10 protein-coding genes and 1 tRNA gene are annotated in these 14,121 nt (G+C 69.5%); 7 read left to right on the forward strand and 4 right to left on the reverse strand.

Features of this window, described 5'->3' with window-relative positions; genetic code table 11:
- Nucleotides 1–429 precede the first annotated feature (429 nt).
- The gene (gene purF, locus ACIOHC_RS28725) at nucleotides 430–1,956 is read left to right on the forward strand and encodes an amidophosphoribosyltransferase (protein ID WP_114245671.1); all 1,527 of its coding nucleotides are present in this window, start codon (nucleotides 430–432) and stop codon (nucleotides 1,954–1,956) included.
- Between the two features lie 60 nt (nucleotides 1,957–2,016).
- Entirely contained in the window at nucleotides 2,017–3,090 is a 1,074-nt protein-coding gene (gene purM / locus ACIOHC_RS28730; protein WP_389637639.1) for a phosphoribosylformylglycinamidine cyclo-ligase, read from the forward strand.
- Between the two features lie 219 nt (nucleotides 3,091–3,309).
- Here the strand turns inward: purM and ACIOHC_RS28735 are convergent, their stop codons facing one another.
- Entirely contained in the window at nucleotides 3,310–3,567 is a 258-nt protein-coding gene (locus tag ACIOHC_RS28735) for a DUF3073 domain-containing protein (protein ID WP_351076855.1), read from the reverse strand.
- A gap of 311 nt (nucleotides 3,568–3,878) precedes the next feature.
- On the reverse strand, nucleotides 3,879–4,979 hold the full coding sequence (locus ACIOHC_RS28740; protein WP_351076858.1) for a Glu/Leu/Phe/Val dehydrogenase dimerization domain-containing protein: 1,101 nt from the start codon (nucleotides 4,977–4,979) through the stop codon (nucleotides 3,879–3,881).
- Between the two features lie 177 nt (nucleotides 4,980–5,156).
- Between ACIOHC_RS28740 and ACIOHC_RS28745 the strand changes: the two genes are divergently transcribed.
- Together ACIOHC_RS28745 and bldC are read left to right on the forward strand one after the other, a co-directional pair.
- Entirely contained in the window at nucleotides 5,157–6,002 is an 846-nt protein-coding gene (locus ACIOHC_RS28745; RefSeq protein ID WP_389637637.1) for a hypothetical protein, read from the forward strand.
- 523 nt (nucleotides 6,003–6,525) lie between these two features.
- Complete coding sequence (gene bldC / locus ACIOHC_RS28750; RefSeq protein ID WP_003949541.1) at nucleotides 6,526–6,732, forward strand: developmental transcriptional regulator BldC; 207 nt, start codon at nucleotides 6,526–6,528, stop codon at nucleotides 6,730–6,732.
- Between the two features lie 914 nt (nucleotides 6,733–7,646).
- On the opposite strand, the gene ACIOHC_RS28755 is transcribed toward bldC, so the two are convergent.
- Together ACIOHC_RS28755 and hrpA are read right to left on the reverse strand one after the other, a co-directional pair.
- Nucleotides 7,647–7,721: transfer RNA gene (locus tag ACIOHC_RS28755), tRNA-Asp, on the reverse strand.
- Between the two features lie 115 nt (nucleotides 7,722–7,836).
- Entirely contained in the window at nucleotides 7,837–11,757 is a 3,921-nt protein-coding gene (hrpA, locus tag ACIOHC_RS28760) for an ATP-dependent RNA helicase HrpA (RefSeq protein ID WP_351076861.1), read from the reverse strand.
- A gap of 163 nt (nucleotides 11,758–11,920) precedes the next feature.
- On the opposite strand from hrpA, the gene ACIOHC_RS28765 reads away from it, so the two are divergent.
- From ACIOHC_RS28765 to ACIOHC_RS28775, 3 genes are read left to right on the forward strand one after another with little or no spacing between them, the layout of a single operon-like run.
- Nucleotides 11,921–12,385: a hypothetical protein gene (locus tag ACIOHC_RS28765; RefSeq protein ID WP_351076864.1), complete on the forward strand. Its 465-nt coding sequence runs from the start codon at nucleotides 11,921–11,923 to the stop codon at nucleotides 12,383–12,385.
- Nucleotides 12,386–12,443: 58 nt separating this feature from the next.
- Nucleotides 12,444–13,247 carry a DsbA family protein gene (locus ACIOHC_RS28770; protein ID WP_351076867.1) on the forward strand — a complete coding sequence of 268 codons (804 nt, stop codon included), beginning with the start codon at nucleotides 12,444–12,446 and terminating at the stop codon, nucleotides 13,245–13,247.
- Entirely contained in the window at nucleotides 13,244–14,092 is an 849-nt protein-coding gene (locus ACIOHC_RS28775; RefSeq protein ID WP_351076868.1) for a cytochrome c biogenesis CcdA family protein, read from the forward strand. The genes ACIOHC_RS28770 and ACIOHC_RS28775 overlap by 4 nt, the downstream gene beginning before the upstream one ends.
- Nucleotides 14,093–14,121: the final 29 nt, after the last annotated feature.

Below are 14,121 nucleotides of genomic sequence, written 5' to 3' on the forward strand. Positions count from 1 at the left end.
ATCGGGCGCCAACGGCCAGCGCCCTGCAACTCGCCGGGCTTCCGCGCCGCGTCCACGGCCCGGCACCGCATCGTCCACACTTCCGAGATGCCGCATACCGGGCTCGTCGATGTGAGGCTCACCACGAAACGGGCGTTCGGCCGGACTCCGCGCCGGAACGTCGGCCGGTTCACCGAGTGCCACCATCCGGCCATGCGGGCCTACGCGCCCCGAGTGGCTGGATTCAGCCCCCGACCGGCCGCTGGTCCGGGCGACCGCCGCCCCGAGGGCGTCCCGTACCCCGTCCCGAACCTCACCGCATCCCGGAAATGATCACTCCGCGTGACTGCCCGGACCGGCCTCCGAACAGCCTCTGGGAGCGCTTCCCCGGTGCTCCGGCCCGGTATCCCGAATTCGGACCAGTGGTCGATCTCGCCTACACTCGGTGGCGTGCCCCGTGGTGATGGACGACTCAACCACGACCTGCTCCCCGGAGAGAAAGGCCCCCAGGACGCTTGCGGCGTCTTCGGTGTCTGGGCTCCGGGTGAAGAGGTCGCCAAGCTCACCTATTTCGGACTGTATGCCCTGCAGCACCGTGGACAGGAGTCCGCGGGCATCGCAGTGAGCAACGGGTCCCAGATCCTGGTCTTCAAGGACATGGGACTGGTCTCGCAGGTCTTCGACGAAACGTCTCTGGGATCTCTCCAGGGCCATATCGCGGTCGGTCATGCCCGCTACTCGACCACCGGTGCCTCGGTGTGGGAGAACGCGCAGCCGACGTTCCGTGCGACCGCGCACGGCTCGATCGCCCTGGGTCACAACGGCAACCTGGTCAATACGGCCCAGCTCGCCGAGATGGTCGCCGACCTTCCCCGCAAGGACGGCCGCGCCACCCAGGTCGCCGCGACGAACGACACCGATCTGGTGACCGCGCTGCTCGCCGGCCAGACCGATGAGGACGGCAAGCCGCTCACCATCGAGGAGGCCGCCGCGAAGGTGCTCCCCGATGTGAAGGGCGCCTTCTCCCTCGTCTTCATGGACGAGCACACCCTCTACGCCGCCCGTGACCCGCAGGGCATCCGCCCGCTGGTTCTCGGCCGTCTCGAGCGCGGCTGGGTGGTGGCCTCCGAGTCCGCCGCCCTGGACATCTGCGGTGCCAGCTTCGTCCGCGAGATCGAGCCGGGCGAGCTCGTCGCCATCGACGAGAACGGCCTGCGCACCTCGCGCTTCGCGGAAGCGAAGCCCAAGGGCTGTGTCTTCGAGTACGTGTACCTGGCCCGGCCCGACACCGACATCGCCGGGCGCAACGTCTACCTCTCCCGGGTGGAGATGGGACGCAAGCTGGCCGCCGAGGCCCCCGTCGAGGCCGATCTGGTCATAGCGACCCCGGAGTCCGGCACCCCCGCCGCCATCGGTTACGCGGAGGCCAGCGGCATTCCGTTCGGCGCCGGACTGGTGAAGAACGCCTACGTCGGCCGGACCTTCATCCAGCCGTCCCAGACCATTCGCCAGCTGGGTATCCGCCTCAAGCTGAACCCGCTCAAGGAAGTCATCAAGGGCAAGCGCCTGGTGGTCGTCGACGACTCGATCGTCCGCGGCAACACCCAGCGCGCACTGGTCAGGATGCTCCGTGAGGCAGGCGCCGCCGAGATCCACATCCGGATCTCGTCCCCGCCGGTGAAGTGGCCCTGTTTCTTCGGCATCGACTTCGCGACCCGCGCCGAGCTCATCGCCAACGGCATGACGGTCGACGAGATCTGCACGTCGATGGGCGCCGACTCGCTCGCGTACATCTCGCTCGACGCGATGGTCGAGGCGACGACGATCGCCAAGCCGAATTTGTGCCGCGCCTGCTTCGACGGTGAGTACCCGATGGAGCTGCCGGATCCGGAGCTGCTCGGCAAGCAGCTGCTGGAGACCGAGCTGGCGGCAGGCCCCGCGGCCACCGCCGCGTCCGACGCGCTGCGTCGTCCGTGACGGTCCCGCCGTATCCCTCTGGCCACCAGCCCCGTATTTCCACACGAAAGATCCCAGGCAATGTCTGAGACAACAGGTGCTTCCTACGCGGCAGCGGGCGTCGACATCGAGGCCGGCGACCGCGCCGTCGAGCTGATGAAGGAGTGGGTGAAGAAGACGCAGCGCCCCGAGGTCGCGGGCCTCGGCGGCCTCGGCGGTTTCGCCGGCCTCTTCGACGCCTCGGCCCTCAAGCGTTACGAGCGTCCGCTGCTCGCCTCCGCCACCGACGGTGTCGGCACGAAGGTCGACCTCGCCCGCAAGATGGGCGTCTACGACACCATCGGCCACGACCTCGTCGGCATGGTCGTCGACGACCTGGTCGTCTGTGGCGCCGAGCCGCTCTTCATGACCGACTACATCTGCGTCGGCAAGGTGCACCCCGAGCGTGTCGCGGCCATCGTCAAGGGCATCGCCGAGGGCTGCGTCCTCGCGGGCTGCGCCCTGGTCGGCGGCGAGACCGCCGAGCATCCGGGCCTCCTCGGTCCGGACGACTTCGATGTCGCGGGCGCCGGTACGGGCGTGGTCGAGGCCGACCACCTGCTCGGCCCGGATCGTATCCGTAAGGGTGACGCGGTGATCGCCATGGCGTCCTCCGGTCTTCACTCCAACGGGTACTCGCTCGTCCGGCACGTGGTCTTCGACCGGGCCGGCTGGGAGCTGGACCGCCGGGTCGAGGAGTTCGGCCGGACGCTCGGCGAGGAGCTCCTGGAGCCCACCAGGATCTACTCGCTGGACTGCCTGGCGCTCACCCGTACGACCGAGGTGCACGGCTTCAGCCATGTCACCGGAGGCGGCCTCGCCAACAACCTGGCCCGGGTCATCCCGGACGCGCTGCACGCCAGGGTCGACCGTTCCACCTGGACGCCCGGCGCGGTCTTCGACCTGGTCGGCAAGGCCGGTCAGGTCGAGCAGCTGGAGCTGGAGAAGACGCTGAACATGGGCGTCGGCATGATCGCGATCGTCCCGGCCGAGTCCGTGGACGCCGCCCTGACGACGCTGGCCGACCGCGGGGTCGATTCCTGGGTCGCGGGCGAGATCACGGAACGCGGCGAGCACGCCTCGGGTGCGGAGCTCGTCGGCGGGTACGCGCGATAGGCGCGGAGGCGGGTGCACCGGGGACGCCCGGTGGCCGCTTCGCCCTCGTTCGCCGGTCGGGCCGGGGCCCGTCGCTCGGTGCGCGACGTAATCCAGTCCGCCCGGAAGTCGAGGACGCCGTTGAGGACGACGGGGTCCGCACGGCGAACAGACCGTATCGGGGTAGCACAGAACCCGGTCCGGGGCAGGCCCGGACCGGGTTGATGTGTCAGCGCGAGGTCAAGCGCCGCGGCGCTGTGACGACGGACCGGACTTGCCGTCCTCGTCCTCGTCCTCATCGTCGTTGTACAGATCCGCGTACTGTGCGTACGGGTCATCTTCCTCGTCGTCGTCCTCGAACGGCTCTGCGTTCGGTGGCTGACTCGAAGGCGATGCGCCCAGCTCATTGGCCAGACGCGACAGGTCAGTCCCGCCGCTGCTGTACTTCAGCTGGCGGGCGACCTTTGTCTGCTTGGCCTTTGCCCGGCCGCGCCCCATGGCTCGACCCCCTCGGTGACGGGGCTCGACGGCCCCAGAGTCTTGACACGCGTTCATGTTTCAGGACGGACTCTCGGCAGAGAGACCGTGCCCGTAGGGCTTTAACGGTACCTGCTTCCGCGGCCATACGGTACGCCGCCCGCGTCACACGCCCCGGAAGAGGACCGGCGAGACGCCCCGTCCTCGCTGGTCAACTGCGATTTTAACCTCTTCCTGGCATGCGACCCGCCGACCGGCGTGAGTCTTGTCTCGCCGGTCGGCGGGTCGGTGGGCCATGCTCGGTGAAGGCGTCCGGTGACGCCCCGCGACCGTCAGCCGCGGCGGGCTTCGGCCATCCGCTGCTCGGCGATCCGGTCGGCCGCGGCGGCCGGCGGAATGCCGTCGTCCTTCGCACGTGCGAATATGGCCAGCGTGGTGTCGAAGATCTTCGAGGCCTTCGCCTTGCACCGGTCGAAGTCGAACCCGTGCAGCTCGTCGGCGACCTGGATGACACCGCCCGCGTTCACCACGTAGTCGGGTGCGTAGAGGATCGCCCGGTCCGCGAGGTCCTTCTCGACGCCGGGGTGCGCGAGCTGGTTGTTGGCCGCGCCGCACACCACCTTGGCGGTGAGCGCCGGAACGGTGTCGTCGTTCAGCGCACCGCCGAGCGCGCACGGGGCGTAGATGTCGAGGCCCTCGGTGCGGATCAGCGACCCGGTGTCCGCCGCGACGGCGATCTGGGGGTGCTTCTCGGTGATGCGGCGGACGGATTCCTCGCGCACATCCGTGATCACGACCTCCGCGCCGTCCGAGAGAAGGTGCTCGACCAGGTGATGGCCCACCTTGCCGACGCCGGCGACCGCCACTTTTCGGCCACGTAGCGTCGGGTCGCCCCAGAGGTGCTGGGCGGAGGCCCGCATGCCCTGGAAGACGCCGAACGCGGTGAGGACCGAGGAGTCGCCGGCGCCGCCGTTCTCGGGGGAACGGCCGGTGGTCCAGCGGCACTCGCGGGCGACCACGTCCATGTCGGCGACATAGGTGCCGACGTCGCACGCCGTCACGTAGCGGCCGCCGAGCGAGGCCACGAACCGGCCGTAGGCCAGGAGCAGCGCCGTCCGCCGGGGGCCCTCGATCTGCGCGGAGTCCCCGATGATCACGGCCTTGCCGCCGCCGTGGTCGAGACCGGCCATGGCGTTCTTGTACGACATACCGCGCGACAGGTTCAGCGCGTCCGCGACGGCCTCCTCCTCGGAGGCGTACGGATAGAAGCGGGTGCCGCCGAGGGCCGGGCCCAGGGCGGTGGAGTGGATGGCGATGACGGCCTTGAGGCCGCTGGCACGGTCCTGGCAGAGCACGACCTGCTCGTGGCCCCCCTGATCCGAGCGGAACAGGGTGTGCAGTACATCGCCAGGCGCGCCGGTCACATCGGTCACTGTGGTGACTCCCAAGTACGAAGCGGCGGGAGACCCTCCTGAAGGTGGGGAGGGCCGTGGACCGGCCGGCACGGCCGGTCCGACTAGGGCAAGAGCGTAAGTCCTACGCGGAGGTAGATCTGTTGCAGTGCCGAGGATCACCCCCCGGCGGAGTACGGGCATGACACGATTTGCTGCATGTCGGTGGTGTCTTCAGTGCTCGTCCCCTACGCGTCCTACCTCCGGGTGTACGAGCCGCTGGCAGCCTTCCCGGAGCCCGAACGCTCCCACTGGGCCCGCTACGCGGGCCGCTCCCGCATCCCCACGGCCCAGGACGAACTGCGTCGTTCGCTGGCCGCCCTGGTGGCCACACCGCCGGTCGGCGTGCCGGTGCACGAGAGCGCGGACGCGTTCGTCGCCGAGGTGGACGGCGTGGTGTGCATCTGCCCGTGGCGGACCAGGCTGCGCGGCTGGCTGGCGCTGGCCGAGCTGACGGAGATGTTCCCCGGGCCGGTGCTCGACGCGGTGCTGCCGCCGGTGGTGCGGGGGCAGGCGGTCGCGGACCACGAGCGGTGGGCGGAGCGCAATCCGGACGCGAGGCCCTGGATCCTCAGCTCGGTGTGGCAGGTCCCGGTGCGCTGGTTCGTGCTCTTCGCGGACGAGGAGAGGGAGTACGCGAAGGCGGGCGGGGACGGTGAGCCGCCCGTGCTGCGCTACCGGACGCCGATGGTCGAGGCCCGGCGCCGGCTGGCCCGGACGCTGAAGACGCTGCGCGAGACCGTGGACGAGGGGCCGCTGACCGAGGGGCTCGTGGACGTGGGGCGCTGGCTGGAGGAGTTCCATCCGCGGGCACTGGTCGAGCTGGACTACGCGGGGCTGGTGCACGCGCTGCCGGCGGAGCAGCTCGCTGCGGACCGCTCGGCCGCCGATGTGGCCGAGGGCGTCGCGGCGCTGCGGGCCGGCGACACCGAAGGGGCGAGTGAGGCGTACGGACGGCTGGCGGAGCGCTGGCGGGCGGTGAGGGACCGTCAGTTCGCCAACTGAGGGGCTCCCGTCCGAGTCCACTCCGGTGTCCTGTGTGACGCGTGAGGATGAAGAGGCGGAAGCGTACCGCAGAGGTCTTAGGACCTACGTCCCGAACCGGGCCTTTGCCTCAAGCGTGATGGATAGCACTAACTGGGCCCTTGCGTCCTTCCCTACTCCTCGTGCCAAAATAGGACAAGGAGTCCGGGGAGGGCTCCATCCGTCCAACTAGGGGCGGATTGCTCAGCATTGCACGCTATGGGGGGTCTGGTGACTCCTGATCGCTCTGTGACTGATCGTCACGGTGGTGTGACTGTCCGCTATGGCATGGTCCATCGGCTTCCGTCGCTGATGAACACCTGGGAGGGCAATTCCATCGGTTTGGCCGACGTGGCTGGACGGATGGTGTAGTTGTAGTGCCGAGGACAAGCCGTTCGTCCTATAACCGACTCGGCCCGCGTCCGCCATTTCGGGCAACGCGGGTCAAGGTGCAGAATTTAGAGGAAAGAACCGAGATGGTTCGGTTCTCCCGAGGAGGCCGCTCATGACCGCTCGCACCCCTGATGCCGAGCCGCTGCTGACCCCGGCTGAGGTCGCCACGATGTTCCGCGTGGACCCGAAGACGGTTACCCGCTGGGCCAAGGCCGGCAAGCTCACGTCCATCCGCACGCTCGGTGGACACCGCCGGTACCGCGAGGCAGAGGTCCGCGCACTGCTTGCGGGTATTCCGCAGCAGCGCAGCGAGGCCTGACACACCCCTGTCGCCGCGCCACAACAGGGCTTCCGGGTCCCCCTACCCGTACAGGCCCACCCATAGCTCCACATGACGGGCGTCCGCCCCAACGGGCGCCATACCTGTGTCATACGGGCACGTCATTCGATCGCGCTGGACTCCGCCGGGTCCAGCGCGATCTTTTTGTGCTCTCGCGCCCCCGGGAAGGCTTCCCGCGCGTGCCGCCCGTGACGGCTCCGACGCCTCGGGAAACCGGGCGTCCGGTTGGCTCCGGGCGCAGTGGCGTGCGGGCTTGCGCGGGTCTGTGCGGGACTGTTCCCGACCGCCCCGGGGAAGCCGGGCCGTGACGGTTCGGAAGGTCCCGTGCGGCTCCCGTCCGGGTGGTGCAATTGCACATATTAAATTCGCCAGTTGTAGGAAGGGTGTAAAGTCACCCCTTCTCAAAACTCGTTCAGTGACTCCCGTCACATCGCATGAGTCTTGCCAGGTACGAGCCTGCCACCTTCGTGGAGCGGGACGGCTCGCCATTGGTCACCCGGGCGGGGGACTTTCGTCCCGGGTCCCACAGGGGCCCCTCCGGCGCCCCGTGGGCACGGTCGGCGGTTTCGGGCGGGGGAGCGGCTCCGGAGGCCGTCACGGGCTCGATGACGGGTCCTGGGGGCCGGTGGCCGGCGGGTGGGTGGTGAGTGGGTCGGCGGAAGTCGGATGCGGCGGCCGGAAGGACGTGTGGGAGCGTGTCGGTTCCGCGTCCGACGAGTGCCGCCGTGCGCGCCACCTTCCGGTGGGCCGTCGTCATGCGTGCCACCTCCCGGCGGACCGCCGCCCCGTGCCGAGGAACAGGAGCGGCTCCTGCTGTCTGACTACTCGTCGGCGGTTGCCGGAGTCAAGACGCGCGAAAGCCCGGATCCAGGGGATCCGGGCTTTCGTCACTGCGGTCCTGACGGGATTTGAACCCGCGGCCTCCACCTTGACAGGGTGGCGAGCACTCCAAACTGCTCCACAGGACCAGGTTTTCGCTGCTGCCTTGCGGCTGGCTGCGAAGACAGACTGTACAGCAGGTCAGAGGGTCCGGTCGACCTCACCCAAGGTGGTGGTTCCGTCACGGTGCCGATCCCGTCCGTCTCACGGTGCCGCCGCGTCGATCGCCTTCACGATCCGCTTGTCGGAGACGGGATAGGCCGTCCCCAGGGCGTGCGCGAAATAGCTGACCCGGAGCTCCTCGATCATCCAGCGGATGTCCAGGACCTCCTGCGGAACGGGCCTGCCCCGTGGCATCTGTTCGAGCAGCCAGGCGTACTCGTCCTGCATCTCATGGACCTTCTCCATGCGCGTGGTGTCGCGCTGGACGGCCGTCGGCATCTGCTGGAGCCGGCGGTCCACGGCGACCAGGTAGCGCATCAGGTCGGGCAGCCTGCGCAGCCCGGTCGAGGTGACGAAGCCCGGCGGCACCAGGGCCGCGAGCTGGTCCCGTGCGTCGGTGACGTTGTTGACCAGGACGAGGCTGTTGGTGGCCTTCAGGCGGCGCTCGCAGGCCTGCCAGGCGGCCAGCACCTGCTGCACCTGCTTGACCGTGTGCTCGGTCAGCGCGACGAGATCGGCGCGCACCTTGTCGAACAGCTTGCGGAACGACTCCTCGTCCCAGGCGGGGCCCCCGTGCGCGCCGATCAGCCGGTCGGCGGCCGCCGTCGCGCAGTCCTCGAAGAGCGCCTGGATGGACCCGTGCGGATTGCGGGACAGGGCCAGCTTCTGCTGGTTCGTCAGCTTGTCCGAGGCGAACTTCGCCGGGTTCACCGGGATGTTCAGCAGGATCAGCTTCCGGGTGCCGAGCCACATCGCCTGCTGCTGCTCGGCCTCGGTGTCGAAGAGCCGGACGGCGACTGTGGCGCCCTGGTCGACGAGGGCCGGGTACGCCTTGACCGGCTGGCCGGCCCGACGGGTCTCGAAGACCCGGTTCAGCGTCCCGATCGTCCAGTCCGTGAGGCCCGAGCGCTCGATGGACTCGCCCGAGGGCCCCGCGGTGGCCGCGGCGGCCTTGGAGAGGGCCTGACGGGCCTTGGGACGCAGCTGGAGCTTCAGTGCCTCCAGATCCTTGTCCTCGGCCACCTTGCGGCGCCGCTCGTCGACGATCCGGAAAGTGATCTTCAGGTGGTCGGGGACCCGGCTCAGGTCGAAGTCGTCGGCCGTGACCGGGACGCCGACCATCCGCTGGAGCTCCCGCGCCAGCGTGACCGGCAGCGGCTCCTGGAGCGGTACGGCCCGGTCGAGGAACTTGTCCGCGTAGTTCGGCGCGGGCACGTAGTGCCGGCGGATCGGTTTGGGCAGCGAGCGGATCAGCTCGGTGACCACTTCCTCGCGCAGCCCCGGGATCTGCCAGTCGAAGCCCTCGGGGGTGACCTGGTTGAGCACCTGGAGCGGGACGTGGACGGTCACACCGTCGGCGTCCGCGCCGGGCTCGAACTGGTACGTCACCCGGAACTTGAGCTTCCCCTGCCGCCAGGAGTCGGGGTAGTCGTCCTTGGTGACGGCCCCGGCCTTCTCGTTGATGAGCATCGAGCGCTCGAAGTCCAGCGCGTCCGGCTCGTCCCGGCGCTTGTGCTTCCACCAGGAGTCGAAGTGGGCGCCGGAGACCACGTGCTCGGGGATGCGCCGGTCGTAGAAGTCGAAGAGCGTCTCGTCGTCCACGAGGATGTCGCGGCGCCGGGCGCGGTGCTCCAGTTCCTCGACTTCGCCGAGGAGTTTGCGGTTGTCGTGGAAGAACTGGTGGTGCGTCCGCCAGTCGCCCTCGACCAGGGCGTTGCGGATGAACAGGTCCCGGGACGTCTCCGCGTCGATACGGCCGAAATTGATCTTGCGCTGGGCGACGATCGGTACCCCGTACAGCGTGACCCGCTCATAGGCCATCACCGCGGCCTGGTCCTTCTCCCAGTGCGGCTCGCTGTAGGTGCGCTTCAGCAGATGCTGGGCCAGCGGCTCGATCCACTCCGGCTCGACCTTGGCGTTGACCCGCGCCCACAGCCGGGACGTCTCGACCAGCTCCGCCGACATCACGAACCGCGGCTGCTTCTTGAAGAGCGCCGATCCGGGGAAGATCGCGAACTTGGCGCTGCGGGCACCCAGGTACTCGTTCTTCTCGGTGTCCTTCAGACCGATGTGCGAGAGCAGCCCGGCCAACAGCGAGACGTGCACCGACTGCTCGGGCGCGGCCTCCTCGTTCAGGTGGATGTCCATCTGCTTGGCGACGGTACGCAGCTGCGCGTAGATGTCCTGCCATTCGCGGATGCGCAGGAAATTCAGGTACTCCTGCTTGCACATCCGGCGGAAGCTGGACGAGCCGCGCTCCTTCTGCTGCTCACGGATGTACCGCCACAGATTCAGGAACGCCAGGAAGTCGGAGGTCTCGTCCTTGAAGCGGGCGTGCTGCTGATCGGCCTGCGTCTGCTTGTCCGAGGGCCGCTCGCGCGGGTCCTGGATGGAGAGTGCCGCGGCGATCACCATGACCTCGCGGACACAGCCGTTGCGCTCGGCCTCGATGACCATCCGGGCCAGACGCGGGTCGACGGGCAGCTGGGAGAGCTTCCGGCCGAGCTGGGTGAGCCTCTTCTTCGGATCCTTCTCGTCCGGATCCAGTGCGCCGAGCTCCTGGAGGAGCTGGATGCCGTCGCGGATGTTGCGGTGGTCCGGCGGGTCGATGAAGGGGAACTTCTCGATGTCGCCGAGGCCGGCCGCGGTCATCTGGAGGATGACGGAGGCCAGGTTCGTGCGCAGGATCTCGGGGTCGGTGAACTCCGGACGGGTCAGGAAGTCGTCCTCGGAGTACAGCCGGATGCAGATGCCGTCCGACGTACGGCCGCAGCGGCCCTTGCGCTGGTTGGCGCTGGCCTGTGAGATCCGCTCGATCGGCAGCCGCTGGACCTTGGTGCGGTGGCTGTAGCGGGAGATCCGGGCGTTGCCCGGGTCGATCACGTACTTGATGCCGGGGACGGTCAGCGAGGTCTCGGCGACGTTGGTCGCCAGCACGATCCTGCGCCCCGTATGGCGCTGGAAGACACGGTGCTGCTCGGCGTGCGAGAGACGGGCGTAGAGCGGGAGCACCTCGGTGTGGCGGAGGTTCTTCTTGTTCAGCGCGTCCGCGGTGTCACGGATCTCGCGCTCGCCGGAGAGGAAGACCAGGACATCGCCCGGCCCCTCCGACCGGAGCTCGTCGACGGCGTCGCAGATCGCGGTGATCTGGTCCCGGTCGGCGTCGTCGCCCTCCTCCTCCAGGAGGGGGCGGTACCGCACCTCCACCGGGTACGTACGCCCGCTGACCTCGACGATCGGCGCCTCGCCGAAGTGGCGTGCGAACCGCTCGGGGTCGATCGTCGCCGACGTGATGACGACCTTCAGATCCGGGCGCCTGGGCAGCAGCCTGGCCAGGTAGCCGAGCAGGAAGTCGATGTTCAGCGACCGCTCGTGGGCCTCGTCGATGATGATCGTGTCGTACGCGCGCAGCTCGCGGTCCGTCTGGATCTCGGCGAGCAGGATGCCGTCCGTCATCAGCTTGACGAACGTCGCGTCGGGATTCACCTGGTCGGTGAAGCGGACCTTCCAGCCGACCGCCTCGCCCAGCGGGGTCTTCAGCTCGTCCGCGACGCGCTCGGCGACCGTACGGGCCGCGATCCGGCGCGGCTGGGTGTGCCCGATCATGCCCCGGACACCGCGCCCCAGCTCCATGCAGATCTTCGGGATCTGCGTGGTCTTGCCGGAGCCGGTCTCCCCGGCGACGATCACGACCTGGTGGTCGCGTATCGCCTCCAGGATCTCGTCCTTCTTCTGACTGACCGGGAGCTGTTCCGGGTAGGAGACGGCGGGCAGCCGCCCGGCACGCAGCGCGAGCCGCTCGGCTGCCTTTCCGGCCTCGGCGGCGATCTCGTCCAGCACGGACTGACGGGCCTCGGGCTTGCGGATGCGGCGCGCCCCTTCGAGACGGCGGCCGAGCCGGTGCGCATCGCGGAGCGAGAGCTGTTCGAACCGGTTCTGGAGATCAGCGAAGGAAGTAGACATACGGGTCCCAGGATCTCACCCGGGCCCGAAGAACGGCGAACGTATTTCGTGCGGCCCCGGTCACCACCTCGGCACTGCGCGGAGGCGTGGGATCACAGCACGTACCATTTCGGGCAGCTGACCACCCGTTGCCCGATGCCCCAGTCCGGAAAGGCCGGTCGCCGTGTCCCGTACGCAGTGGTACTGCCTGATGGCGGTGCTCGCGGTCGCGCTGGGGCTGTTCTGCGGACCGGGGAAGGCTGCGCCGGGCGACGCAGGACGCGCCTTCGCCCCGGTGGTCGCGGCTGCCGGGGCCGACACCGGAAGGGCGGCCTCCTGGGCGCGCCCCGGTCCGCACGCCGCTTCGGCGGACCCCGGCGCGGACGCCGCGTTCGCCGGTACGGCCGTCGTGTCGGCCATGGACGGGCACCAGATGCCGGGGTGCGGCAAGAGCAGGAAGCGCGAGGACGGCGAGCCCGCCCTGCCCGGCCGCGCCCGCGCGGCGCACGACCAGGCGCCCGGACTGGCGGAGTGGGGCCTGCCCGCCGCCACCGGGGAGGGACCGGTCGGCCCGCCCGCCCGGATAAGGCTGCGCGGTCCCGCTCCCGCCGCGCCCACTCCCGTCGAGCTCTCCGTACTGAGGGTGTAGAAGGCCGTTTCCCCCGGCCGTACCTCTTCTCTCCCGTATCACCAGCACGGAGTCCCGCATGCCCAAGCCCAAGTCCTCACGCAAGCCGGCGCCCAAGAAGCCGCTGATCTACGGTGCCGGAGTCGTCCTCGCCGCCGCGGCGCTCGGCTTCGTCTCCTACCGGGCCACCGCCCCCGACCATCCGGGTTCCTCCTCCTCTTCCTCCTCCTCGGTCGCCGATGTCACCTCGGAACCGGACGCCGGCGTCTATCCGGAGCTGGCGAAGCTCGCCCGGCGCGACGCCGGTGACAAGCTCGCGCAGGGACGGGTGGACGCGCCCGTCGTCCTCATCGAGTACGCCGACTTCAAGTGCGGCTACTGCGGCAAATTCGCCCGCGACACCGAACCCGCCCTGGTGAAGAAGTACGTCGAGAACGGCACCCTGCGCATCGAATGGCGCAACTTCCCGATCTTCGGCGCCGAGTCCGAGGCAGCCGCCCGCGCCGCCTGGGCCGCCGGGCAGCAGGGCCGCTTCTGGCAGTTCCACCGTGCCGCGTACGCCGAGGGGGTCAAGGAGAAGGGGTTCGGAAAGGACCGGCTGAAGGCGCTCGCCCAGCAGGCCGGGGTCGCGGACCTGGACCGGTTCGCGCGCGACGCGGACAGCTCCGCCGCCGCCGCCGCGGTGGGCAAGGACCAGGAACAGGGGTACGGCATCGGCGCGACCTCCACCCCGTCGTTCCTGATCAACGGCCGCCCGATCGCCGGAGCCCAGTCGATGGAGACCTTCACCCAGGTCATCGACGCGGCGGCCGAGAAGGCCCACGACACCGAGAACGCCAAGAGCGGAAAGAACGGCCGGGGCGCCGAGGGCGGCGCGAAATGACGGCCGACATCGGCTACTTCGCGGCCTTCCTCGGCGGGCTGCTCGCCCTGGTCAGCCCGTGCAGTGCGCTGTTGCTGCCCGCCTTCTTCGCCTACTCCATCGACTCCACCTCGCGGCTGCTGGCCCGTACCGGAATCTTCTACGCGGGTCTCGCCACCACCCTGGTGCCGCTCGGCGCCGCGGGCTCGTACGCCGGACGGCTCTTCTACAGCCACCGCGACGCGCTCGTGCTCGGCGCCGGGTGGCTGATCATCGCGCTCGGCATCGCACAGATCGTGGGTCTGGGCTTCGCCTCGCGCCGGATCGCCGCCCTCAGCGGTCGGATCCGTCCGACCACCGCCCTGTCGGTCTACGCGCTGGGCGCCGTATACGGACTGGCCGGTTTCTGCGCGGGGCCGATCCTGGGCAGCGTCCTCACCGTGGCGGCGGTCAGCGGCAGCCCGGTCTACGGCGGACTGCTGCTCGCCGTCTACGCCCTGGGCATGGCGGTACCGCTCTTTCTGCTCGCCCTGCTCTGGGAACGCTTCGACCTGGGCCGCCGGGCCTGGCTGCGCGGTCGCACCTTCCGGATCGGCCGTTTCGAGCTGCACACCACGACGCTGCTGTCGGGGCTGTTCTTCATCGGCCTCGGCGTGCTGTTCCTCGCGTACGACGGGACGACCGCGCTCCCCGGGCTGCTGGACGTCGACGATTCGTTCGCCGTCGAGCAGTGGGCCCAGCGCATCGGTGAGCACGTGCCGGACGCCATGGCGCTGCTGGCCGTGGTCGCGGTGGTGCTGCTGGTTCTGGCGGTACGGGCGTGGCGTGGCCGGGGTGTGAACTCGGCGGACCGGGAAGAGGCCTGACACGACGAAGGCCCCGTCCGGTGGACGGG

It is taken from the genome of Streptomyces sp. NPDC088252, from assembly GCF_044740965.1.
In the GTDB taxonomy this organism is placed as follows: Bacteria; Actinomycetota; Actinomycetes; order Streptomycetales; family Streptomycetaceae; genus Streptomyces.